This is a genomic window from Clostridium sp. C105KSO13, assembly GCF_001517425.1.
Classification (GTDB): domain Bacteria; phylum Bacillota; class Clostridia; order Lachnospirales; family Lachnospiraceae; genus Muricomes.
The window spans coordinates 122,835-148,212 of sequence record NZ_FBWL01000167.1 but is presented as its reverse complement, the minus strand read 5'-3'; the positions used below and the strand labels follow the sequence as shown (position 1 = coordinate 148,212).

General features: G+C 42.9%; 21 protein-coding genes and 2 pseudogenes. 5 read left to right on the top strand and 18 right to left on the bottom strand.

From position 1 onward, the window contains the following. Positions 1-214: 214 nt before the first annotated feature. Positions 215-1,153: an APC family permease gene (locus BN3456_RS10320; RefSeq protein ID WP_242862859.1), complete on the top strand. Its 939-nt coding sequence runs from the start codon at positions 215-217 to the stop codon at positions 1,151-1,153. A 96-nt stretch (positions 1,154-1,249) separates the two neighbouring features. Here BN3456_RS10320 and BN3456_RS10315 read toward each other — a convergent pair whose 3' ends face one another. From BN3456_RS10315 to spoVT, 3 genes are all read right to left on the bottom strand, one after another. Then, on the bottom strand, positions 1,250-1,864 hold the full coding sequence (locus BN3456_RS10315) for a DNA-3-methyladenine glycosylase (RefSeq protein ID WP_089984058.1): 615 nt from the start codon (positions 1,862-1,864) through the stop codon (positions 1,250-1,252). A 112-nt stretch (positions 1,865-1,976) separates the two neighbouring features. Continuing rightward, a complete protein-coding gene (locus BN3456_RS10310; RefSeq protein WP_089984057.1) occupies positions 1,977-2,363 on the bottom strand; it encodes a TIGR04086 family membrane protein in 387 nt (128 codons plus the stop codon). A 198-nt stretch (positions 2,364-2,561) separates the two neighbouring features. Continuing rightward, positions 2,562-3,107 carry a stage V sporulation protein T gene (gene spoVT / locus BN3456_RS10305; RefSeq protein WP_089984056.1) on the bottom strand — a complete coding sequence of 182 codons (546 nt, stop codon included), beginning with the start codon at positions 3,105-3,107 and terminating at the stop codon, positions 2,562-2,564. Positions 3,108-3,345: 238 nt separating this feature from the next. On the opposite strand from spoVT, the gene BN3456_RS10300 reads away from it, so the two are divergent. Together BN3456_RS10300 and BN3456_RS10295 are read left to right on the top strand one after the other, a co-directional pair. Then, positions 3,346-3,792, top strand: coding sequence for a GatB/YqeY domain-containing protein (locus BN3456_RS10300; protein WP_089984055.1), 447 nt, complete (start codon positions 3,346-3,348; stop codon positions 3,790-3,792). A gap of 62 nt (positions 3,793-3,854) precedes the next feature. Further along, complete coding sequence (locus tag BN3456_RS10295; RefSeq protein WP_089984065.1) at positions 3,855-4,775, top strand: AEC family transporter; 921 nt, start codon at positions 3,855-3,857, stop codon at positions 4,773-4,775. Positions 4,776-4,885: 110 nt separating this feature from the next. Here the strand turns inward: BN3456_RS10295 and eno are convergent, their stop codons facing one another. Next, positions 4,886-6,184 (bottom strand): phosphopyruvate hydratase, encoded by a 1,299-nt coding sequence (eno, locus tag BN3456_RS10290; protein WP_089984054.1) that lies wholly within the window; start codon positions 6,182-6,184, stop codon positions 4,886-4,888. A 211-nt stretch (positions 6,185-6,395) separates the two neighbouring features. Here eno and BN3456_RS10285 point away from each other — a divergent pair, with 211 nt between their 5' ends. Further along, positions 6,396-7,292 (top strand): YitT family protein, encoded by an 897-nt coding sequence (locus BN3456_RS10285; protein ID WP_089984053.1) that lies wholly within the window; start codon positions 6,396-6,398, stop codon positions 7,290-7,292. 28 nt (positions 7,293-7,320) lie between these two features. On the opposite strand, the gene ade is transcribed toward BN3456_RS10285, so the two are convergent. From ade to tdh, 8 genes and pseudogenes are all read right to left on the bottom strand, one after another. Continuing rightward, on the bottom strand, positions 7,321-9,015 hold the full coding sequence (ade, locus tag BN3456_RS10280) for an adenine deaminase (RefSeq protein ID WP_089984052.1): 1,695 nt from the start codon (positions 9,013-9,015) through the stop codon (positions 7,321-7,323). A gap of 22 nt (positions 9,016-9,037) precedes the next feature. After that, on the bottom strand, positions 9,038-10,432 hold the full coding sequence (locus tag BN3456_RS10275; RefSeq protein WP_089984051.1) for an NCS2 family permease: 1,395 nt from the start codon (positions 10,430-10,432) through the stop codon (positions 9,038-9,040). A 275-nt stretch (positions 10,433-10,707) separates the two neighbouring features. Continuing rightward, positions 10,708-10,830: pseudogene (locus BN3456_RS16310) on the bottom strand (PrgI family protein); the annotation flags it as partial. Positions 10,831-10,906: 76 nt separating this feature from the next. Continuing rightward, positions 10,907-11,224: a type II toxin-antitoxin system RelE/ParE family toxin gene (locus BN3456_RS10265; RefSeq protein ID WP_089984050.1), complete on the bottom strand. Its 318-nt coding sequence runs from the start codon at positions 11,222-11,224 to the stop codon at positions 10,907-10,909. Positions 11,225-11,227: 3 nt separating this feature from the next. Next, the gene (locus tag BN3456_RS10260; RefSeq protein ID WP_089984049.1) at positions 11,228-11,494 is read right to left on the bottom strand and encodes a type II toxin-antitoxin system prevent-host-death family antitoxin; all 267 of its coding nucleotides are present in this window, start codon (positions 11,492-11,494) and stop codon (positions 11,228-11,230) included. 873 nt (positions 11,495-12,367) lie between these two features. Continuing rightward, a complete protein-coding gene (gene ppdK, locus BN3456_RS10250) occupies positions 12,368-14,992 on the bottom strand; it encodes a pyruvate, phosphate dikinase (RefSeq protein WP_089984047.1) in 2,625 nt (874 codons plus the stop codon). Between the two features lie 199 nt (positions 14,993-15,191). Then, positions 15,192-16,394, bottom strand: a complete 1,203-nt coding sequence (locus BN3456_RS10245; RefSeq protein ID WP_089984046.1) for a glycine C-acetyltransferase — start codon at positions 16,392-16,394, stop codon at positions 15,192-15,194. Positions 16,395-16,433: 39 nt separating this feature from the next. Then, on the bottom strand, positions 16,434-17,471 hold the full coding sequence (gene tdh, locus BN3456_RS10240) for an L-threonine 3-dehydrogenase (protein WP_347458041.1): 1,038 nt from the start codon (positions 17,469-17,471) through the stop codon (positions 16,434-16,436). Positions 17,472-17,796: 325 nt separating this feature from the next. Here tdh and sstT point away from each other — a divergent pair, with 325 nt between their 5' ends. After that, a complete protein-coding gene (gene sstT / locus BN3456_RS10235) occupies positions 17,797-19,056 on the top strand; it encodes a serine/threonine transporter SstT (RefSeq protein WP_089984044.1) in 1,260 nt (419 codons plus the stop codon). Positions 19,057-19,146: 90 nt separating this feature from the next. On the opposite strand, the gene BN3456_RS10230 is transcribed toward sstT, so the two are convergent. From BN3456_RS10230 to BN3456_RS10200, 6 genes and pseudogenes are all read right to left on the bottom strand, one after another. Next, the gene (locus BN3456_RS10230) at positions 19,147-20,538 is read right to left on the bottom strand and encodes an aminopeptidase (protein ID WP_089984043.1); all 1,392 of its coding nucleotides are present in this window, start codon (positions 20,536-20,538) and stop codon (positions 19,147-19,149) included. 538 nt (positions 20,539-21,076) lie between these two features. Further along, positions 21,077-21,544, bottom strand: a pseudogene (locus BN3456_RS10220) (transposase). A gap of 50 nt (positions 21,545-21,594) precedes the next feature. Beyond that, positions 21,595-22,962, bottom strand: a complete 1,368-nt coding sequence (locus tag BN3456_RS10215) for an aminopeptidase (RefSeq protein ID WP_089984041.1) — start codon at positions 22,960-22,962, stop codon at positions 21,595-21,597. A gap of 31 nt (positions 22,963-22,993) precedes the next feature. Next, positions 22,994-24,385, bottom strand: coding sequence for a glycine--tRNA ligase (locus BN3456_RS10210; protein WP_089984040.1), 1,392 nt, complete (start codon positions 24,383-24,385; stop codon positions 22,994-22,996). Positions 24,386-24,455: 70 nt separating this feature from the next. Continuing rightward, the gene (gene recO, locus BN3456_RS10205; RefSeq protein WP_242862858.1) at positions 24,456-25,196 is read right to left on the bottom strand and encodes a DNA repair protein RecO; all 741 of its coding nucleotides are present in this window, start codon (positions 25,194-25,196) and stop codon (positions 24,456-24,458) included. Further along, positions 25,138-25,323, bottom strand: coding sequence for a hypothetical protein (locus BN3456_RS10200; RefSeq protein ID WP_089984038.1), 186 nt, complete (start codon positions 25,321-25,323; stop codon positions 25,138-25,140). The genes recO and BN3456_RS10200 overlap by 59 nt, the downstream gene beginning before the upstream one ends. Positions 25,324-25,378 lie beyond the last annotated feature (55 nt).

Sequence of the window (25,378 nt, the reverse complement as noted above, 5' to 3'; positions counted from 1 at the left end):
GATATGCCTTTTGAATCCGCCCTCAGAAAGTTGATTCTACAAGCAGCATAATCCGTTTTTATTATAACAAATTTTTCAGGCATAGCGACAGTTATGTCTATTTCTCATACTCTTTTTTCACTATTTAGTTCATTTTGGATAATATTCACTTTTCAATGTCCTGTTGCCAGCAGTGCTGGCATGATCAATCAGAATTCCGAGAGATCATTTGATTTTGGCGGCAAATACCGCATATAACGGTCTGCCTCAATTGTTATATATACTGGCTCACGACGGATATGTACCGCGGCAGTTTGCCTCAAGAGGAACAAAACTGAGCTTTTCCAATGGTATCATGTTTATTTATGTAATCTCGGCACTGCTGATTATTGGTTTCAAGAGCGAAACACATAGAATGATTCCGCTGTATTCCGTGGGTGTTTTTATTTCTTTTACTGTCGCACAGTTCAGTATGTTTTTGAAGTGGAGAAAGTTAAAAGAAAAGGGCTGGCAATATAAATGCTGGATTAACGGGATAGGAGCGATTGTAACACTGATAGTGTCTATCATTGTCTTCTCTACAAAATTTATAGATGGAGCCTGGCTTCTGGGGATTGCTATACCATTCCTTATGTACCTCATGTACTCTGTCCATAAACATTATGCTTATGTAGAACACCAGCTGATGCTGACACCGGATAAGTTCCACCCATACAGCAAGGTATCTTCCACACAGTGCATTATAATGGTACATGATGTCAACAAACCGTTTTTGAAAGCTGTAAACTATGCAAACTCTATCTCCAACAACGTCTCCGCTCTGCATATCTGCCGGCACTGTGAACATGCCGAGAAACTGCGGAAACAGTGGGATGAGTTTCAGGTACCGTGCAAACTGAGGATTATAGAAACCCCTTACCGCGATATTATCCGGCCCATGGATGAATATCTCTGGAAAAGAGAAAAGGCACTAAAGCCGGGAGAGAATATCTCTGTTATCGTTATTAAATTCATGATTGACCATTGGTACGATAATATACTGCATAATCAGACTACCTACTTTATCAGCCGTCACTTAAGTAAGCATAAAAGTATATCTACAGTCGTCCTGCCTTTCCATTATGACTTACATCATGTGGAAAAAGAAGAACGCTCTGCACTGAAAAATCAATAAAAGCTAGAAAAGCCGATACCTTTCGGGTGCCGGCTTTTCTAGTGACAGTTCTTGCAGCCTTTATGCTTCATTTGTACGTTTTCAGACTCGGCAAGGTCAAATCTTTACAGAAACATATCTGTTATCTTTTATATAAAATCTCCAGGGATAGTCCCGTGCTTCCTCCGTTTTGTCAATTCCCACTCTTTTAGCTGAAACTATATGAAAGTCAGTTCCATCCCCTTCTTCAATATACAGACTGCTTCCGCACAAATCCTCGCCATTGAGACTTTTATCAATCTGCAGTGCGGTGCATAATTTTCCGGGCCCGCTGGTCAGCCCGATGATCTGTTTCCTGTTCAGTTCATCGTATTTCTTTTTAAACCTGTTCTGAGACATGAAATTCAATCCTTCCACAGGTTCAAGTGCTCTTATGAGAACCGCCTGAGGGATTCCTTCTTCTCTGGTTACCACATTAAAGCAAAAATACATCCCATAAATAAAATATACGTAGGACACTCCTGGTTTTCCATACATCACCTCAACCCTGGGAGTTCGTCTCCCGCCAAAAGAATGAGCCGCTTTATCCACTACTCCCATATAGGCCTCCGTCTCCACGATTTTTGCGCATACTTTTTCTCCATTTAACTCATGAACCAATATTTTTCCCAAAAGCTCCTTTGCAACAATCAGCGTATCTCTGTTATAAAATTCTCTGGGTAACTTCTCCATCCTGAGTGTCCTCTCTAATACCTTTTAATCGTTTTATTATACCTCAATGTAATTAATTTTAATCTCTAAATACTAACTGCTATCTGTGCAAAAAGAAAAGGTATCCTGTAAATCAGGACACCATTCCTCCCAGCATGCCTCCTCCTGCACACAACAGAAAGGTTGTCAGTACACCCATTCCGCCTCCCTGTAGGGTATGATAGACACCCAGGGTAATCAGCAGCAACAGGGCAAAATACAGAACTCCTGTGGTCAGCCCCCATATAAATTTTCGTACCTTCGCCAGCTTACCGGCCAAAAAACCGCCTGCAAAAGTGGATATAACATAAATTGCGGTAATCCCTCCTGTAACTTTGCCTTCATCCAGGTTTAATTTATAAAGCAGCAGAGTCAGTAAAAGCAGAAGAATCCCAGTCACTATATATGCACACAAAAGTGACTTTAAAATCCAGACAGCCTTGTTCTCCCCCCTATGTTCATTTTTTACTCTTTTCTCCATCTTCTTCCTCCTCATCCAGAAAATGCATCAGTGTTTTGCACACCACAACTTACAAATCTTCAAACATGTCTTAATCAAACATATGTATTTTGGCATAAAAATATGACACACCGATATCCACGAAAAGCTCCGGGGGTTTTTTCGCTGAATAACGTGTGCCATTTCTCTTGGTGCGCCTTTTGCTGACTCTGCTTTTGACTACTGTTCCATCTGCCGTCCGAGAAATCCAGCTGCACTCATAGCAACCTTCTGCTCCAGCTCACCAAATTTCTTTTTCTCATCCTTATTCAAAAATACGACTGATCCAATGGCATCGCCCTCACAGAGAATAGGGCAGATTGCCTCTTCTTTAAACTCTTTCTCATCTGAAGTGATATTCGTATATTTAGCACTGTCAATTCCAGCCACCAGCTGTTCCCTTCCCTGAATTACTTTTTCCAGCTCCTTGCTGATAAATTTATCCTGCAAATCCTTTTTTCCACTTCCCGACGCGGCCACCACCTGATCATTATCAGTGATACATACTGTACACCCCATTGTCTGAGCCAGGCTTTCGGAATATTGACGTGCCAGTGTTCCCAGCTCTCCTATGGGAGAATACTTTTTAAGTATGACCTCTCCTTCTCTGTCTGTAAATATCTCCAACGGGTCGCCCTCTCGAATCCGCAGGGTTCTCCGTATTTCTTTCGGAATAACCACCCTTCCCAGGTCGTCAATCCTCCTTACGATTCCTGTAGCTTTCATATAGAAATTCCTCCATTTGACATCATAGTAATCATTAAAGCTGGTACTAGTATTTGTCAAATAGAGGAAATTATTCGTGCAGCTTACATTTGTCATTTTTAGCTAATACATTTGTTTATTGAAAATCTCACTTTATTCTGTTAAACTTTAAAGGATGCTAAAGATACAGTAAAACATAAAAGACCGGGCTAAAGTTTAAAGTCTGATCCTATATATTATGAAAAGGAGACAACAAAAAATGAGTAAAATCGATGAAGTGAGAAGTGCAATGGTAGCCGCAATGAAAGCCGGAGACAAGGAAAGAAAAGCAGCCCTTTCATTCCTGTTATCTTCTCTAAAGAACAAGGCGATTGACAAACGTACCGATTTAACGGAAGAGGAAGAAAACCAGATTGTGCTCAAGGAAATCAAGCAGACAAAGGAAACCCTGGAAATGACCCCGCCAGACCGCATCGACATTATTGATGAGTGTGGAAAGCGTCTGTCTGTGCTGGAGGAATATGCTCCAAAGATGATGGGAGAAGATGAAATTAAAGAAACAATCAAAGAAGTGCTGTCCGAGCTTGGAATAGAAACACTGACTTCAAAGGAAAAGGGCAAACTTATGAAAGAACTTATGCCAAAAGTAAAAGGAAAAGCAGACGGGAAGTTAGTCAGCGAAATTGTAGGAAATTTCATGAACTAAATAATGTGATGGATGCTCATAACGATGATTGACATCTTTACTGAGAGGATAACGTGTTTATTATGTTTTTTTTGATTTTTAACCAACTGATGAAAATGCTGCTGATTATGTTATTGGCTTTTGTCTGTTACAAACTAAAGATTGTAAGTCAGGAAGGAAATAAGTCCATTTCTAATCTGCTTCTGATGATTGTAAATCCCTGCCTGATTATCAGGGCTTACCAAGTGGATTATGATATCCATCTGGTAAAGGGACTTTTAATTTCCTTCGTTCTGGCATTTGCCGCCCATTTTGTTGCTATTTTTATCGCAAGATTTCTTGTGCCCGCCAAAAATAATCCTGATTATTTCCTTGACCGCTTTGGTTCTGTCTATTCTAATTGTGGCTTTATTGGAATTCCACTGGTATACAGTGTGCTGGGAAACGAAGGAGTGTTCTATCTCACCGCTTATATGGCTACCTTTAACCTGTTCTTCTGGACCCATGGGCTCAGCCTGATGGAGAATGGTTTTTCTCTGAAGCAGCTCAAGGAAGGACTTCTGTCTCCCATGATAATCAGCACCGCAGCCGCTATCTGTTTGTTTTTCGCGAGACTTCGGATTCCTTCCACCATTCTGGACTCTATAAGTTACGTCGCTGATACAAATACTCCACTTGCCATGATGGTTGCTGGTTTCTCTGTCGCACAGGCCGATCTAAAGAAAGTTTTTACCAACCTTCGTCTTTATTGGGTAAGTTTCCTAAAGCTTCTGGTTGTTCCAATGGCTGTCGCACTATTTTTAGCTTTGGCACGAATTGAGCATTCACTTGCTTTCACCACACTAATTGCAGCTGCCTGCCCTTCATCTGCCGCTATGACAATGATGGCGATTCGTTATAATAAAAACTACAAATATACTTCAGAAATCTTTTCGTTTACAACATTGCTATCTATTGTCACAATTCCTATGGTAACATTCTTTGCAGGTTTTCTTATAAAATAAGTGACTGTTCAGGAGGGCCAGCCCGATTAAAAACCGGACAAAAAGGAAACTGCAGACTTTGAAATCGAAGCCTGCAGTTTTCTTTTGGTTTATAATGCTATAGAATCACTTCACGAACGTTTAATATTAAATGTCTCTATTCCCGGATATACTGCCGCGTCTCCCAGCTCTTCCTCAATTCTCAGCAATTGGTTATATTTCGCCACACGCTCACTTCTGCTCGGGGCACCGGTTTTAATCTGTCCTGTGTTCAATGCCACGGCAAGATCTGCAATTGTAGTGTCCTCTGTCTCCCCTGAACGATGGGAAGCAATGGTAGTGTAACCTGCCTTATGTGCCATTTTAATAGCTTCCAGTGTCTCGGAAACAGTACCAATCTGATTCAGCTTGATCAGAATAGAATTACCACAGCCCAGGCTGATTCCCTTGGAGAGCCTCTCTGTATTGGTCACAAATAAATCATCGCCTACCAGTTGGATTTTGTCACCCAATTCAGCTGTCATCATCTTCCAGCCTTCCCAGTCCTCTTCATCCAACCCGTCCTCGATAGAGTAGATTGGGTATTTATCACAGAGAACCTTCCAATGTGCCACCAACTCTTTTGAAGTAAATTTCTTTCCTGATTTAGGCAGTAAATATTCACCTTTTACACCACTCTTCCATTCGCTGGAAGCGGCATCCATCGCAAGCACGAAATCTTTTCCCGGTTTATATCCTGCTTTTTCTACAGCCTCAAGAATACACTCGATTGCTTCCTCGTCGCTTCCAAGGTCAGGAGCAAATCCACCCTCATCACCGACAGAAGTTGTCAGCTTCCTCGCCTTTAGCAGCGCTGACAGAGCATGGAATACTTCCGTGCACCAGCGCAGGCCTTCACGGAAACTTTCTGCCCCTACAGGCATAATCATAAATTCCTGAACATCTACCGTATTCGCAGCGTGGGCACCCCCGTTTAAAATATTCATCATAGGTACCGGCAGCCTGTTCCCGTTTACACCGCCCAGAAAACGATACAGCGGCATGTCCAGCGCATTTGCTGCTGCCCTGGCACTGGCTATAGACACAGCGAGAATTGCATTAGCCCCCAATTTGGACTTATCCTTTGTCTTGTCTGCAGCAAGCATGGCCTTGTCCACCGCATAGGTGTCCGCCGCATTCACTCCTTTGAGTGTGTCAGAGATGATTTTGTTAATATTTGCAACAGCTTTGGAAACCCCTTTGCCGCCGAACCTGCCTTTATCTCCGTCTCTTAATTCTAGTGCCTCAAATTCTCCTGTAGATGCACCGCTTGGAGCTGTTCCCCTTCCCACTGTACCGTCAGCAAGATAGACTTCCGCCTCTACGGTCGGATTTCCTCTGGAATCAATAATCTCTCTGCCTACTACCTTCTCAATCTCTAAGTACTTCATATCATCACCCTTTCCTATGGAATTTAATATCCATATAATTGAATTTATCCATTTATAACTGAATTATAACATGAAAACATCAGATGTAAACTATTTTAATGATAATATTTCATCTTGTATATGATAATATTTCTTCTTGTAATAGGGAAATCAAAGTGCTAGAATATAGTGACATCTGATAGATTATTACTACATAAGGGGGGCTTTTACCATGGTATCCTTTAATTCTTTTAGTGCATTGCAGAAACAGCGTATATACAGTACCTGCAACATGACACTCGGTGCTGTTATATTTGCTTTTGGTCTGAATGTTTTCATTACTCCGCTTTCATTATATAACGGAGGCTTTATGGGTATTGCCCAGTTGACTCGTACTCTCGTCATAAGGCTGGTTCCTTTTTCCTTCGGACGGACAGATATTGCAGGTATTATATATCTTCTGATTAACTTACCTCTGGTTTATATGGCATGGAGTAAAATGGGAAAGGTTTTCTTTACCCGTTCCGTTATAACTATTATTATCCAGACCGCAGCACTCACCCTGCTCCCGATTCCTTCAACCCCTATTATTGACGACTATCTTACCGCCTGTGTCATCGGGGGCATCATAGCGGGTACCGGATCAGGTCTGATTTTAAGAGGCGGCAGCTCCGGCGGCGGCCAGGATATCCTGGGCATCTATTTTTCTAAAAAATTTCCAGGCTTCAGTGTAGGTAAGATAGGCATTATCATTAACATTTTTGTATACGGAGCCTGCCTTCTGGTGTTTAATGTTGAGATCGCAATTTATTCTCTCATTTACGGCGTGATTTACTCCATCGCATGTGACCGTGTACACATCCAGAATATCAATATGAGTGTTATGATCTTCACCAAAAAACTGGGTATCTCCAGAGCTATTATTGACCAGCTCGGCCGGGGTGTCACCAACTGGGACGGTTCAGGAGCCTATACGAACGAAACCTCCTACATTCTATTTGTAGTTATTTCTAAGTATGAAGTCAGGCAGTTGAAGAGACTTGTTCGAAGTATGGACCCCCATGCGTTTATGATTTTTACAGAAGGCTGCTCGATAGCCGGCAACTTCGAAAGGAGGCTGTATCCTTGATTGGGATACAGCCTTCAAATTTCCGATATTACCGGAGGAACTTCATACTGCTGACATCAAAAATTCCCGCTTCCGTCAATCGAAGCTCCGGAATTACAGTAAGTGCCATAAAGGACAGTGTAATAAAAGGATCCACCCCTTCCTGTACTCCCATATTTCTTGCTGTCTGCACCATCTCACTTGTTTTCTTCTGTACATTGGCAGCCTTATCCATACTCATAAGTCCACCTAAAGTAAGGGGCAGCTCATCCACAATATGATTGCCGGAAGCAATTACGTATCCGCCCTGAATTTCCTTTAATTCATTAATTGCACATAAAATATCATCATCATTATCACCCACCGCAATGATATTATGTGAATCATGAGAAACGGTCGTTGCTACTGCCCCATTTTTAATTCCATATCCTTTTATCGGGCAAACGCCTACTTTCCCATTCTTTCCATGTCGCTCGGCCACAACCAGTTTTGCATATTCAGAATCAGGTACAAACTCTCCGTTTTCCCCCGGAATACTTTCTTCTTTGTGCAATGTTAATAATTGATTCGGCACCAATTCTATCACAGGATTGACTTCCTTTTGGGGAAAAACCAGATCCTTCCGGTCCAGACTTTTGATCTTTACCGTTTTTAAGAGTGATTCGTCTTTTAACTCATAGTGAAAAGATTCAAGCCATTCCTCATCAACAACTTTTCCGCCCTTAATCACAAGGCTCGGCTCAGCTTTACTCAAGTCATCGACAACAACGATATCGGCCAGCCGGCCCGGGCCTATAGCTCCTGTGTTATTTATCTGATAGACCCTTGCCGCATTAAAGGATGCCATTTTGTACGCTTTTACAGCCGGAACCCCAAGCGCAATCGCCTTGCGGATACACGCATTAATATGCCCCTCTTTTTCAATATCTTCCAAATGCTTGTCATCTGTGCAAAACATACATTGCTCCAATGATACCCCAGCCTCCAGGAATCCTTTCAGCAGGCTCTCCAGATTTTTTGCACCGCTTCCTTCCCGCACCAGGATACAGAAACCGGCACGCAGCTTTTCCAGCCCCTCCCTGGCTGTTGCACATTCATGATCATTCATCACACCTGCTGCGCGGTAGGCCTGCACATCTTTCCCGGCTATTCCGGGCGCATGTCCGTCTATAATCCTATCAGAAAATGTCTCCAGCTTATCCAGCGTTTCCTTATGCTCATTAAGTACATCAACAAAACGCATCATTTCACCCAACCCAAGCACCCTTGGGTTTGCTTTATAGGGCAGCATATCTTCTGCCAGAAACTTTCCCGCACCGTTTGTGTCAATATCGGTAGCTGGAACCGAGGATGGCACCATAACATATGTATTTACCGGTATATTTTCGGATGCATCTAAAATAAAATCCAGCCCTTTCTTTCCGTTTACATTTACAATCTCGTGAGGATCTGCAATAATTCCTGTAGTGCCTGTGCGCACGATATGTTTTGCAAACTCTAATGGTGTTACCATTGATGATTCAATATGAACATGCGCATCAATAAAACCAGGAACTATATATTTCCCAGTGCAGTCAATTTCCTGTTCTCCGTGATAGTTTCCCACTCCTGCAATAATATTTCCTGTTATGGCCACATCTGCAGCATATATCTCCTCCGTAAATACATTTAACACCTTGCCGTTTTTTAGTACCAGGTCCGCAGGTATGTCCCCTTTAGCTATCTGGATTATACTTTTGCTCATACACAGCCTCCTTACTTTATTATTATATCAGTATATATTTCAACACAAATAGTACAGCCAGGACATACATGATAACACTGATTTTCTTTTTCTTTGCATTGCCCGTTGCCAGATTGATTATTACATAGGAAATAACCCCCATAGAAATTCCCTCTGAAATGCTGTACATAAAAGGCATTGCAATAATTGTGATATAGCTTGGAATTGCCTCTGTATAATCTTTAAAGTCAATCTTGGTGACAGAAGTGAGCATCAAAAAGCCTACCACTACCAGGGCCGGAGCCGTTGCAAAGCTTGGAATTGCCAGGAAAAACGGGGATAAGAACAGCGATAAGCCAAACAGAATAGCTGTAACTACCGATGTTAATCCGGTTCTTCCGCCTTCTGCGACACCTGCAGCACTTTCCACAAAAGTGGTGGTGGTCGATGTACCCAGTAATGCTGCAACAGAGGTCCCCACAGCATCTGCCAGCAGCGCGCCCTTTATCTGGGGGAGCTTCCCGTCTTTATCCAGCATGTCAGCTTTAGATGCCACACCAATCAGGGTTCCCAATGTATCAAACATATCAACAAACAAAAATGCAAACATAACAACTATAAAATCTAGCGAAAGTACCTTGCTGAAATCCAACTTAAGAAAGGTAGAACTCATACTTGGAATGCCAAAACCCGACGAAAAATCAGGGAATACACTGTACATTCCCAGTTCAGGGTTCGGCTGGTATAAGCCGGCAGCCTGGCAAAGCATTCCCAAGACCCATGTAATAATAATTCCCCACAGGATATTTCCCTTCACATTCTTTACCACCAGAATTGAGGTAATAAGAATACCTATGATTGCCAGCAACACTGTAATTCCAACAGTATGAAAGGAACCGTCTGCCAGAGAGGCCTTAAAGGAAAACACAGATACAAGAGTTTCTCCGTCTACAACGATTTTTGCATTCTGGAGTCCAAGGAATGCAATAAACAGCCCGATACCAACAGATACCGCATGTTTTAAATTCATAGGAATTGCATTGAATATTCCTTCCCGGACTTTGGTCAGGGAAAGTGCTATAAAGATGAGCCCTTCAATAAATACAGCCGCCAGAGCCATCTGCCAGGTATAGCCCATATTTAGTACCACAGTATACGCAAAATATGCATTAAGTCCCATCCCGGGGGCCAGCGCAAAGGGGTAATTGGACAACCCTGCCATTAAAAGTGTGGCAATAAATGATGCAAGAGCGGTTGCAGTGAATACAGATCCACTGTCCATACCTGTGGCACTCAAAATGCTGGGATTAACTGCCAGAATATAGGCCATAGTCATGAACGTAGTAAATCCGGCCATAACCTCCGTTTTTACATCTGTCTGGTTCTCCGATAAATGAAAAACCCTTTCCAAAACTCCTTCTTTTCCATTTGTTCCCATCCTCATCCTCCTTAATAATTTGAAACAATTTCAGGTTGCCTGATAAATGCTATGCATCTACACTATCTTTAATTCTATAGGATGATCTTTATATAAGCAAGTTCTTTTTAATGAGTTTCTGGTTAGACGGTTTTCCTTTAGCTACATGGATATGAATAGGCTCACCATAATCATTAGAAACCGCCTTTTAAATAATATTGTTGTTACTCTATGCCTTTATTGTACCATCTCTCACGGTAGTTGCCATGTAGTTTCTTTAGGGAAACATTCCAGTGCAAAATGTAAAGCCCTACTGCAACGCCGCAGGCAAGAACGGAAAAAATGAACTGTCTGAGTGACAGCCCGCAAAACATGGATTCCGTATAGTTACGTATTTCCTTATTTATCTTATCTTCCAATCATCTGCGCCTCCTTTGGAGCATAAAAAAATCGCCATCTAATTGTAAGTGACGATTTCTAAAACATATTTTGTTGTCATCTGATGAGCCAACTGTAATCCTTACGGCAGTCTAAAATATAATCGACATACACCGTGTCGTCTTGGATTTGATAGAGGACAAGATACCACTTTTCAAGGAACATTTTGTGATATTTGTTCGGTGTGATATATAATTCCTTAAATAACGGCAAACGCTGCGGCATCTGGCAGAGGGAACGCATAGCGGTTATTATATCTTTCTTTTTTGCCGCCGTTGCTTCTTTATTGACCTGTGCCATAAATCGGATGTGTGTTCCCAACATTCTTTTCGCTCTGTCGGAAACAATAACTTTGTATCTCTTGTTCTCTGCCATACGCTACACCTCTGCAATCACATCGTCAAGATAAGCGTCCAGTTCATCAAGCGTACAGCCGACTCTGCCTGCCATTCTATCTTCCTCAACCGCTAAGAGTTCCTCACGGAGCTTTAACATCTTTTCCCTGCGGTTGAACGTTTCAATATCCATAACAACCAAATCTCCCTCGCCGTTTTTGGTAAGGAAAACTGGCTCTGCGGTCTTTCTGCACATATTAGCAATCTCATTGTAGTTCTGGCGGATTGCTGCGGATGGACGAATATTCATAACAAAACCTCCTTGCGTTTATTAGATAGTAGTATTCTATCTATATTATACTTATTTCATACCATCAAGTCAACGCTTGCAGAAAATTTCATACTTTATTACGCAGTTTACTGCGAATCCGCCCGCAGGACATGAGTTACGGGGTGCCCTTGGGGTATAAATTACAGACCATCATTTCTCGGACAATACGGTATACCATTTTGACCGCACCAACTAAGATGAGCATATTGAAAATAAGCTCGCCTGCATAACTCCATACCATCGTGACCGCCGCCGCATCAGGATTGACCACTGGCGGGGCAGCAAACAGCTGTTACAAAAAGAGTACAGATTAAATTAATCTGGCGAATCATACATCAGATTGTTTTATCCTGTACCTTTTGTTATCATAGTCTGGTCACTATAAATAAAAAGCAGGAACCTCTCCGATCAAAGTTTGGTTTCCTGCTTTTACAATACAGTCATGGAAAACAATAAATTCTTTCAGTACCTCCGCGAGTTTCTTACCGTCTATTAGTTGAAGCAACGCAGGTGCAGCCAGAATACAATCAAGTCTTATTGGGATGCTTTTAATCTCTATCGCATTTTTTTGCTTGAAATCAAGGGCACGACTTCGCTCTTTTGCTATGTTCTTTTTTATTTCACATCTATTATACACTATTTTTGCTATTTGAGAAATTTCCTATAGATTAAAAAATAAGCGTACCACTATTTCTAATGATACGCTTATCGTATTTAGGTGTTCATCAAGGTCAATATATACCTTTACGGTAGTTTCTCGCCACTGATTCTTCCTTACATATTGTCCGTTCGCTTTTCGCCAAGCTGCTGCCTGCTCAAAACTAAGCGGTAAATCAAAGGAAAAGAGAACTCCTATCTACTTTTGATAGCTGCCTGTGCCGCTGCGAGTCTTGCAATCGGTACACGGAATGGTGAGCAGGATACATAGTCCAGACCAAGTGTATTGCAGAATTCTACAGAACTTGGATCTCCGCCGTGCTCGCCGCAGATTCCTACGTGCAGTTTTGGATTAACCGGTTTTCCTAATTCAACCGCCATCTCCATCAACTTGCCAACACCCGCCTGGTCAATTCTTGCAAACGGATCACTCTCAAAGATCTTAGCATCATAATATGAATCTAGGAATTTTCCAGCATCATCACGGGAGAATCCGAATGTCATCTGTGTCAGGTCATTTGTACCGAAGCAGAAGAAATCAGCTTCTTTTGCGATCTCATCAGCTGTAAGTGCAGCTCTGGGAACCTCAATCATTGTACCTACCTGATATTTCAGGTCACTGCCTGCTGCTTTAATCTCAGCGTCAGCTGTTTCAACAACAATCTTCTTCACAAACTTTAACTCTTTGATGTCACCAATCAATGGAATCATAATCTCCGGATTAACTTCCCAGTCAGCATGTGCTTTCTGTACATTGATAGCTGCGCGGATGATAGCTTTTGTCTGCATCTTTGCAATCTCTGGGTATGTGACTGCCAGACGGCATCCACGGTGTCCCATCATCGGGTTGAACTCATGAAGAGAATCAATAATTGTCTTAATCTGCTCTACTGTTTTGCCCTGAGCATCAGCCAGTTTCTTAATGTCGTCCTCTTCTGTAGGAACGAATTCATGAAGCGGTGGATCCAGGAAACGGATGGTTACCGGATTTCCTTCCAGTGCATCATACAGTTCTTCGAAATCTTTCTGCTGTACCGGAAGGATCTTCTCCAGTGCTTTTTCTCTCGATTCTACTGTATCTGAACAAATCATTTCACGGAATGCATCAATTCTGTCGCCTGCAAAGAACATGTGCTCAGTACGGCAGAGACCGATACCTTCTGCTCCTAGTTCACGTGCTTTCTTAGCATCGGCAGGTGTATCTGCATTTGTGCGGACCTTCATAGTTCTGTACTTGTCAGCCCATCCCATGATTCTTCCGAATTCACCGGCAATTGTAGCGTCTACTGTGGGGATTAAGCCGTCGTAAATATTACCTGTGGAACCATCCAGAGAGATTGCATCCCCTTCATGGTATTCTTTCCCAGCAAGCGTAAATTTCTTGTTTGCCTCATTCATTGCGATGTCGCCGCATCCGGATACACAGCATGTACCCATTCCACGGGCAACAACGGCAGCGTGTGATGTCATACCCCCACGAACTGTCAGGATACCCTGTGCAGCTTTCATACCTTCAATGTCTTCCGGAGATGTCTCAAGACGTACAAGTACGACTTTTTCTCCTCTTGCAGCCCATGCCTTTGCATCGTCTGCTGTAAATACAACCTTACCGCATGCAGCTCCGGGTGAAGCTCCCAGTGCACGTCCAACCGGCACAGCGGCTTTCAGAGCAGCAGCGTCAAACTGTGGGTGAAGCAATGTGTCCAGATTTCTCGGATCAATCATTGCAACAGCCATCTCTTCTGTAATCATTCCTTCGTCTACAAGATCGCAGGCAATTTTCAAAGCAGCCTGAGCTGTTCTCTTACCATTACGTGTCTGCAGCATATAAAGTTTTTTATCCTCGATAGTAAACTCCATATCCTGCATGTCTCTGTAATGATCTTCCAGAGTATGGCAGATGTCCACGAACTGCTCGTAAACTTCCGGCATAACTTCCTGTAACTGAGCAATCTTCTGAGGTGTACGAACACCGGCAACAACGTCCTCACCCTGTGCATTCATCAGGAACTCTCCCATGAGTTTCTTCTCTCCTGTAGCAGGATCACGGGTAAATGCAACACCTGTACCGGAAGTGTCTCCCATGTTACCGAAGGCCATCATCTGTACGTTAACCGCTGTTCCCCATGAATATGGGATATCATTGTCACGGCGGTATACATTAGCTCTGGGGTTGTCCCATGAACGGAATACAGCTTTGATAGCTCCGATCAACTGTTCCTTTGGATCATCCGGGAAATCATCACCAATCATCTCTTTATATTCTGCCTTAAACTGTCCGGCAAGAACCTTCAAATCCTCTGCTGTCAGGTCAACGTCCTGTGTAACACCCTTTTCTTCTTTCATCTTGTCGATAAGCTCTTCAAAATATTTCTTACCGACTTCCATAACTACGTCGGAATACATTTGAATAAATCTTCTGTAGCAGTCCCATGCCCAACGGGGATTGCCTGACTTCTCAGCAAGTATATCGACAACTTCTTCATTTAAGCCAAGGTTCAGAATGGTGTCCATCATACCCGGCATAGAAGCTCTTGCTCCGGAACGTACGGAAACAAGAAGAGGATTCTCTTTGTCGCCGAATTTCTTTCCGGTGATTTCTTCCATTTTAGTAATAGACTCTGTAATCTGTTCCATAATCTCATCATTAATATTCTCGCCGTCTTCATAGTACTGCGTACAAGCTTCAGTTGTGATTGTAAACCCCTGCGGTACCGGAAGACCTAAGTTTGTCATCTCTGCAAGGTTGCAGCCTTTACCACCAAGAAGGTTTCTCATGGTTGCATTACCTTCTGTAAACATATAAACCCATTTTGCCATGTTCCAATGACCTCCTAAATAATTTTTTCAAATAAAATAGCATCATGTCGCATCTAATAGTTTAATGGTTTTGTTAATCCCCGTCAAGCATTTTGTCCACTTATTAGCGTTATTTTCACATTATCTGCAAAAATCCAAAAAAAATAAGACAATCTGCCTTATTATAGGAAAGATTGCCTTATTTTGCGGGATTCTCTTTTTATTTTTTAAGTCCCATCTCGCACCTTACCTCCTTGAAGCACTTTACAATAAAATCTATCTCCTCTTTGGTATGGCTGGCACATACCTGTGTACGGATTCTCGCTTTTCCTTTGGGAACTACCGGATAGGAGAATGCCACTACATATACGCCCTTCTCCATCATGCGCTTTGCAAACTCAGCCGCTGTCTTCTCATCATAGAGCATAACCGGCACACAGGGATGGGTTCCGGGGATAATATCAAAGCCATTGTCCACCAGCAGCTTTCTATAATATGCAGTTACATCTTCCAGATGATCCCGAAGCTTAGTACTCTCATCGAGCATGTCAAAAAGCTCAAGGCTTGCACCCACAATTGCGGGAGCCACTGAATTGGAGAACAGATACGGACGGCTTCTCTGACGCAGAAGATCGATAATCTCTTTTCTTCCTGAAGTATATCCGCCGGACGCTCCTCCCAGAGCCTTCCCCAGGGTGCCAGTGATGATATCCACACGTCCCTGTACACCGCAGTACTCCGGAGTCCCACGGCCCGTCTTTCCTATAAAGCCTACCGCATGGCTGTCATCTACCATTACAAGAGCATTGTATTTATCGGCAAGATCACAAACTCCTTTTAAGTTACATATAATTCCGTCCATGGAAAATACACCGTCTGTGGCAATTAATTTTACTCTCGCACCGGCCTCATCCGCCTCTTTGAGTCTGGCCTCCAGATCTTCCATGCTATTATTTTTATAGCGGTACCTCTTTGCCTTGCACAGCCGCACTCCGTCGATGATAGATGCATGGTTTAGTTCATCACTGATAACGGCATCTTTATCAGAAAGTATGGTCTCAAACAGACCTCCGTTTGCATCAAAACAAGAGGAATACAGGATGGTATCATCCGTTCCCAGGAAGTCAGATATCCTTTTTTCCAACTTTTTATGGATGTCCTGAGTTCCGCAGATAAACCGTACAGATGCAACTCCGTAGCCCTTCTCATCATAGGTTCTCTTTGCAGCTTCAATCAGACGAGGGCTGTCCCCCAGTCCCAGGTAGTTGTTTGAACACATGCAGAGAAGTTCTCTGCCATCTTCCATTGTTACCTTTGATCCCTGAGGAGAAACAAAGGGAGCTTCCCCCTTGAAAAGGCCTGCTTCTTTGATTCCCTCCACCTCTTGTGAATAAATATTTAAAATATTGTCCTTGCGCGCCATTGCTTATATCCTTCTTTCTTTGTATTCCGCTGCATCTAATTACCCGTTTACACGTGACCAGTCTAATATAACCTTTCCGGACTGCCCTGAAATCATTGCTTCAAATCCTTTTTCAAAATCCTTAATATCAAAGTGGTGGGTAATAACTGGAGAAATATCCAGGCCTGCCTGCAGCATTGTAGACATCTTGTACCATGTATCCCATACCTTTCTTCCGTATATGCCACGTAAATTGAGGCCATTAAAGATTACCGTCTCAAGATCCACTACAGCATCTGTTCTCTGCAGACCAAGAAGAGCGATCTTTCCGCCATGTTTCATATTGTGAATCATTTCACTAAGCCCTGCCTGTGCACCGGACATCTCAAGTCCTACATCAAATCCTTCTGTCATGCCGATTTCTTTCATGACTTCCGTAAGCTTCTCTTCTTTGAGATTTACAGTTCTGGTTGCTCCCAGCTTCCTGGCAAGTTCCAGACGATAGGCATTAAAATCTGTCACAACCACATTTCTAGCTCCTGCAAATTTCACAATAGCCGCAGCCATACATCCAATAGGACCTGCACCGGTAATCAGCACATCCTCTCCAAGAGAGTCGTAAGACAGCGCAGCGTGGGTCGCATTTCCAAAAGGATCAAATATGGCGTACATTTCTTCCGGAATTGCAGGATTGCACGGCCATACATTGCAGGAGGGAATAACAAGATACTCAGCAAATGCTCCGTTTCGGTTCACTCCTACTCCCTTCGCATCTTTACAGTTCTCCTTGTGTCCCTCCAGACAATTCCTGCATTTTCCGCACGTAATATGGCCTTCTCCGGATACAAGGTGGCCCGGCTTAAACCCCCGCACGGCCTCACCTGTTTCCACAACCTCTCCGACATATTCGTGTCCCGCCGTCAGACCGACGGGTATCGTGTGCTGTGCCCAGTCATTCCACTGATAGATGTGTACGTCTGTCCCGCAGATTGCAGTCTTGTGGATCTTGATCTTGACATCGTTTGGTCCCACATCCGGAATGGGAACTCTCTTCATCCATAAGCCTTCTTCCGGTCTCTCTTTTACAAGAGCCCACATCAAACCATCATTTTGTGTTTGTCCCATGACAATAGCCTCCTAGTTATTTTTTCATCTTCCCCAGATGATTACCTATTAAGTATAGCATTCATTCTACCCATATACAATATTGTGCAAAATATTTCTATTGTGTATTTTCCTCTAACTTTTGTTCATTTGATTTGTAGATGCACCACTTTTGATAATGAAATATTGTTAAAATATAGTTTATATGGTAATATGCACAGTTTTATGTCATAATAGTTATGTTGGGGAAAACAAATCTAAACAAGAAAGAGAGGGATGTGGGTATAGTACCATGCTAATATATCCACGAGAAGAAAACATGAAAAAATTTTTTAACCCTGTTATCAAGATTTTTCAAAAATGGAACAGTATCAGCCTTATCAAACGGATTATCTGCGGATTGATTGTCGGTATCATTCTCGGACTGGTTGTTCCTCAGGCATCGGCAATCTCCATTCTGGGGACCCTGTTCGTCGGCGCTCTGCGGGGAGTTGCTCCTCTTCTGGTGTTCTTTCTGGTCATGAGTGCGCTGTCTCAGATGAGAAAAGGGCAGAAGACCAATATGACCTTTATTGTAGTGCTCTATATGCTTGGGAACCTGCTGGCAGCCCTTTCTGCAGTTCTGGCCAGCTACATAATCCCGATCACGCTTACTTTTTCAAAAAATACGAACACCACGGACATTGCCCCCCCCAGCGGTGTCACGGAAGTACTGACCAATCTACTGATGAATGTGGTGGACAACCCGGTAAATGCTCTTGTAAACGCCAACTATATCGGCATACTGGCATGGGCCATCATTCTGGGTCTCGCTCTCAAGAAAGCAGGAGACGGTACCAAACGTGCACTGGAAAATATATCCGATGCAATTGCTACGGCTGTTAAATGGATTATCAACTGCGCTCCTTTCGGTATCCTGGGCTTGATTTTCACAACCATTTCCGAACAGGGACTGCATGTCTTATTAGACTATGGCAGACTCATTCTTGTTCTGGTTGGAACTATGTTCTTCGTAGCACTAATTATAAACCCAATCGTTACCTTTGCCTGTACAAGAAAAAATCCATTTCCCCTGGTACTTACCTGCCTAAAAGACAGTGGTATTACTGCATTTTTTACCCGCAGCTCTGCTGCCAACATTCCGGTTAATATGGAGCTGTGTGAAAAGCTTGAACTAAGTGAAGATACTTATGCTATTTCTATTCCTCTCGGTGCTGCTATAAATATGGCCGGAGCCGCAGTCACTATCTCCACAATGGCGCTTGCAGCAGCTAATACTCTGGGAATTCAGGTAGACTTCATACCTTCTATTATTCTCTGTGTTCTCTCCGCCTTAAGCGCCGCCGGTGCTTCTGGAGTAGCGGGAGGATCACTGCTTCTGATTCCACTTGCCTGCAGCCTGTTCGGCATCCCGAATGATATCGCAATGCAGGTAGTCGGCGTTGGTTTCATCGTAGGTGTTATTCAGGACTCCTGCGAGACTGCCCTCAATTCTTCAACAGACGTTCTGTACACAGCCTGTGCAGAATTCAGAGACAGACGCAAACACCCTGAAGTATACACCAACATTGAAGAATAAGTATCCCCCCAAACGAGACAAAAACGGTTAGCCATTTCGGGCCAGCCGTTTTTGTATATCCTTTTGCAGGTATCCTTTGATACGCAGACGTTATGCTTCTTTCAGAAAAGCAATATAGCCTTTGAGAGCCTCGTAAATATCAGCCTTGCTGGACACCTCCCAGGGGGCATGCATATTCAGTACGGGGATTCCGCAATCGATTACATTCATACCATAATTTGCCATGATATAGGCTATAGTACCGCCTCCTCCTTTATCTACAGCTCCCAGCTCTGCAGTCTGTATAACAACCTTATGTTTATCCATAACCTGCCTGAGACTTGCCATATATTCCGCATTCGCATCATTTGCGCCGGATTTCCCGGCACTTCCTGAATACTTATTAAATACAAGCCCATTTCCCAGATAGGCAGAATTCTTCTTTTCATAGTACTCGGCAAACATAGGATCATAGGCGGCACTAACATCGGAGGAGAGCATATTAGAGTTTGTCATAGTCCGGCGAAACTTTATATCAGAGTAACCGCCACACAATTCTATCAATTCCGCCACCGTGTTTTCAAAAAATTTTGAGTGCATTCCGGTAGCACCTACACTTCCGATTTCCTCTTTATCAACCAGCACACAGCATGCTGTGCGTTTCGTCATTTTCACTTCCAGAAGTGCAAGCAGGGAAGTGAACGCACAGCTTCGGTCATCCTGTCCATATGCCAGTACCATACTTCTGTCAATTCCGCAGTCCCGCGCTTTCCCTGCAGGAACTATTTCCAGCTCTGCCGAAATAAAGTCCTCCTCTTCTATCTCGTATTGCTCCTGGAGTATTTTTAGAACCGTCTTTTTAACCAATTCAGATTCTTTCTCGTTCTTCTCAGCTGCCTCTGGGTAATTTCCTATCAAAAGGTCCATTTTTTCAGCATTAATGAAATCTTTTACCTTCTGTTCATTCTTCTCTTTTCCAAGATGAGGAAGCAGATCCGTTATAACAAAGACAGGATCTTTCTCCTTTTCTCCCAATTTTATCTCTGTTTTTGTGCCGTCTTTTCTGACTATGATCCCATGGATTGCTAAAGGCAGTGCCAGCCACTGATATTTTTTCACTCCCCCATAATAATGTGTATCCAGGTAAACATTTCCCTGCTCTTCATATAGGGGAATCTGTTTGACATCAATTCTCGGAGAATCAATATGTGCCCCCAGAATGTTCATGCCCTTTTCAAAAGGCTCTGCGCCTAGCTGGAACAACGCCACAGTCTTGTCCATATGGCAGGCGTATACTCTGTCGCCTGGTTTCAAAGTTTCTCCTGTTTCTAAGATTGTTTCCATATTTTTATAGCCCCGGGACTCTGCCAGTCTGACTGCGGAGGCGGCACACTCACGTTCTGTTTTACTGCAGTCCAGAAAATGACAATAGGCGCGGCTGATATCTTCCACACGTTTTCTTTCCTCTGTACTGTAATAATTCCAGGCATTTTTTCTCTCCATAATATCTTTCCTTCCTATTTCGGTTTTTTTATCCGCTAAGGAATAGTATGGATGATTTTCCCAGATTTATTCCATAAAAAAAGAGGCGTCAGATCAATTATATGTAAGTGCTTCAAAAGATAACGTCGTGTAATATCCGGGCAAATCCATTTCATTAAGTAAGCTTTGTCTCATAAAATAGGAAGAAATAATCCCTATTCCTGATATGGAAATTAATACCAAGATCGAAGGTATAACAATTACTTTTGTCTTGATAGACCCCCTTTTTCTTATTGTTTTTGTTTTAAAATAATCAGTTATTTTTGTCATGCAAACCCTCTTTCTACTATTATGATCAATTGCAAGACTAATTTAGACTCTCCTTCAAAAAGGGATCTAATTTACTTTTACAATTAACTTTTTCTAATATTATTTATTGCTTCGCTGCTTCATTTAGCATAGAATCTATGCTATGTAAGTGCTTCAAAAGATGACGTCATGTAATTCTACCGCAATGCTGCTATACTAAACCTATCATTTCTTGAGGCACTTTTTATGCTTATGGACCAACCTGCATTCTTCTGGCGGATTCTACTAATGTATAAAGAACGGCATTAGCGGCTGCTCCCTTAGGAGTTTGGGCAAAAAGCCTTGCACGTTTTGCTGTGGCAAATGGCTTTATATTTGCCTCGCATAAATTATTCGAGATCGGCAGCCGGCCATCCTCTCAAAATGTTTCCAGGTATTTTCTCTGGTTTTTAGAGTACCCCCTGCGGTTGTTAGATTCGTTCGTGGTAGAAAGAGCTGCTGTTTCTTCCACCCACGACAAAAAGGCATCAAGGATAGGCTGTGACGCATCCTGATGCTTCTGTCTCTTTTCTTCGCAAGGCAGATCCTGAATCTCTTTCTCAACTTTAAAGAGAAGATGGATGAATTCCCTGCCTGGTGCGGGAGTAATGGAAGAATGGGACCCGGATTTTCTTGAATTCCGGTTGCAAAACAGGAAAACATGCCAGATAGATTGCACTTACAAATTATATTATCAATCCGCCTCTTTTAATTAAACATTTCACCATCTTACTTCATAGCTTTTAAGAATGCGCAGTATGCGCGGTAGGCTTCATAGACATCGGCCTTACTGGCAACCTCCCAGGGAGCATGCATGCTCAGAACTGCCACACCTCCGTCGATAACCTCCATGCCAAATTGTGCCAGTATGTATGCGATAGTACCACCTCCGCCTACATCAATCTTCCCCATCTCAGTCATCTGAAATGCAACTTGGCTGTCATCAAATACTTTTCTCAGTTTTGCTATGTACTCTGCATTTGCATCATTAGACCCGTTCTTTCCTCTTGAACCGGTATGCTTCTTGATGACAAGTCCGTTTCCAAAGAAGGAAGAGGATTTCTTATCGTACGCATCTGCATACATTGGATCATAAGCAGCGCCTACATCAGATGAAATCATCGTAGAATTGGCCATTACATGGCGTAGCTTCAACTCAGAGAAAGCCCCAAGCTTATCCAGCATGTCTGCAACCGCATTCTCAAAGAATCTGGAATGCATACCTGTTGCACCCACACTGCCGATTTCCTCTTTATCTACAAGAATACAGCAGGAAGTGCGTTTTACATGGCCTACTTTCAGTATGGCAGCGAGAGATGTATAAGCACAAACACGATCATCCTGACCATATGCCATAATCATGCTTCTGTCAAGGCCGCAATCTCTTGCCTTTCCAGCCGGTACTACCTCTAACTCTGCTGACATCAGATCTTCCTTTTCTATATCGTAAGTTTCCTTCAAAAGCTTCAGAATCTGTGCGGCAGCGGCATCTTTCTCTTCACCTGTCAGCGGTCTGCTGCCTATGAGGATATCCAGATTTTCTCCCTCCACAACAGTGGCAGCTTTTTTGTCCATCTGTTTCCCGGCCAAATGAATCAGCAGATCGGTAATTACGAATACAGGGTCATCTTCGTTTTCTCCTACAGCTATGTCAACTTTGGTCCCGTCTTTTTTCACCACTATGCCGTGAATTGCCAGAGGCAGTGTCACCCATTGATATTTCTTGATTCCACCATAATAATGTGTATCAAAGTACGCAAATCCATCTGCTTCATATAAGGGATTCTGCTTCAGATCCATCCTGGGAGAATCGATATGAGCACCAAGGATGTTCATACCCTGCTCCATGTCATCCTCCCCGATGTTGAAAAGTGCAATGGATTTTCCCATCCACGCCGCATATACTTTATCCCCCGGTTTCAGCTGCTGCACGGAGGAAAGTTCTCTATATCCACCCGCTTCTGCCTGCCTGATGATCTCAGTTACGCATTCGCGCTCTGTCTTTCCTGTATCCAGGAAATTCTTATAATCCTCGTTTAAAGAATTCAGTTCATTTAATTGCTCGTCTGTATAAACTTCCCATAAATTTTTACCCATAATAAAACTACCTTTCTAATTGAAACACACCTTAAAAACGCAACTTCTCTTCAAAATAAGCTTTTAAATCTTCTATCTTTATTCTCTCCTGCTCCATAGTATCTCTATCACGAACAGTTACTGCATGATCTTCTTCCGATTCAAAATCATACGTCACACAGAAAGGAGTTCCAATCTCATCCTGACGGCGGTAGCGCTTGCCGATATTCCCGCGGTCATCAAATTCACAGTTGTAAAGCTTTGACAACTCTGCATATACTTCTTCGGCACCTTTGTTTAACTTTTTGGATAAAGGGAGGATACCTATTTTTACCGGTGCAAGTGCCGGATGAAAATGCAGGACAGTACGTTTATCTCCGCCCTCCAGCTCTTCTTCATCATATGCGCTGCAGAGGAAAGCAAGAACCATACGGTCTGCTCCAAGAGATGGCTCGATTACGTAAGGAACATACTTTTCTTTCTTTTCGTCGTCAAAGTAGGACATATCCTGCTTTGATACTTCCTGATGTTGGGTCAGGTCATAATCTGTTCTGTCCGCAATACCCCACAACTCACCCCAGCCGAAGGGGAATAAAAATTCTACGTCCGTTGTAGCCTTGCTATAGAATGAAAGTTCTTCCTTATCGTGGTCCCGATACCGCACTTCGCCTTCTTTGAGTCCTAAAGAGCTCAGCCAGTCAAGACAGAATTGTTTCCAATAAACAAACCAATCCAGATCTGTGCCAGGTTCACAGAAAAATTCAAGCTCCATCTGCTCAAATTCTCTTGTGCGGAAAGTAAAGTTTCCCGGAGTTATTTCATTTCGGAAGGACTTTCCGATTTGCCCGATGCCAAAGGGTATTTTCTTTCTGGAGGTTCTCTGTACATTTTTAAAATTCACAAAAATCCCCTGTGCAGTCTCCGGTCTTAAATAAACTGTGTTCTTCGCATCTTCGGTAACTCCTTGAAAAGTCTTGAACATCAAGTTGAACTGACGGATATCCGTAAAATTATGCTTTCCACAGGACGGGCAAGCGACATTGTGTTCCTCAATAAATGCTGTCATCTTTTCCTGGCCCCACGCATCTACCGCTCCCTCGATAGCAATATCATGTTCTTCGCAATAGTCTTCGATCAGTTTATCTGCTCTGAAACGTTCATGGCATTCCCGGCAGTCCATTAGAGGATCCGAAAAACCGCCCAGATGCCCTGATGCTATCCAGGTCTGGGGATTCATTAAAATCGCACAGTCCACACCTACATTGTACGGAGATTCCTGAATAAACTTCTGCCACCAGGCCCTTTTCACATTATTTTTCAATTCAACTCCTAGGTTTCCGTAGTCCCACGTGTTGGCAAGACCGCCGTATATTTCTGAACCCGGATACACAAATCCTCTGGATTTTGCAAGAGCCACAATTTTTTCCATCGTTTTCTCTACCATAATACATCCTCACATTCTATTCTTCTCGGTTGCTACCTATTATAGCGGTTTAGTTTTTCTTTTTCAAGCCTTAGAGCAGTGCCTCCAGTATTTCCAGAGATTTAAATCTTTTTTCGACATAAACCTCCCGGTAATGATCCAAAACATAAACCAACTGTCCCATCACTTCGCCTGACACTTTAAACGTATATAAGTTTTCTATCTTGCTGCTTTCTATGTACTGCATACTATATAATGTAGATTGTTCCAGAGGAATTCCATCAATCACATCTCCATCACACTCACAGCAGACAAGGCCGCCCTTTTTCACGCTAAAGACAGCCGGCCTTTCCTTATTTCCACAGACTACACACTGAAAAACCTCTGGGCCCTCTCCATTGATACAATAGGCTTTCAATTCGAATATACAGCGAACCAGCCTGTCGGGGATATGTTCATTGGACAGGGCACGCAGAGTCTGATAAAGAAGTTTCAACATTTCCTTCTCATCATTAAATTCTTTTGTATAATAATTAGTAAATTCAAGGAAATAAAAACCGTAGTATGCGCCGATCAGGTCTTCCCGAAGCTCCTGAAAATAGTTTGAAATATTTGCAGCCTGTATGGTGTAGGAGGAGCGGCCTTCGTACATGGTGAATTCCCCAAAAGTAAACGGATTTACTGCACCTGCCAGAGGGCTGTTGGGACGCCTTGAGCCCTTGGCAAACGCAGATACTTTTCCCTGTTCTTTTGTTAGGATAACAACTCTTCTGTCATATTCCCCAACGGGTGCCGTAGAAAGCACCATTCCTGTTAGTACGATCTGATTCACTACTGCTTACTCCCATGCTTTTCTCTTCTTTCTGTCCATCGTTTTCAGCGAATCCCCCCGCTTTGTAGGACAGATAATCCTTCACACTTCCGGTTTCCATAAATTTGTCCCAATATCTCTGTTCCATCGGATCACCCTCTTCTTATGTTATAGTATTAGATTCTCCGATATAAAGCTGCCCT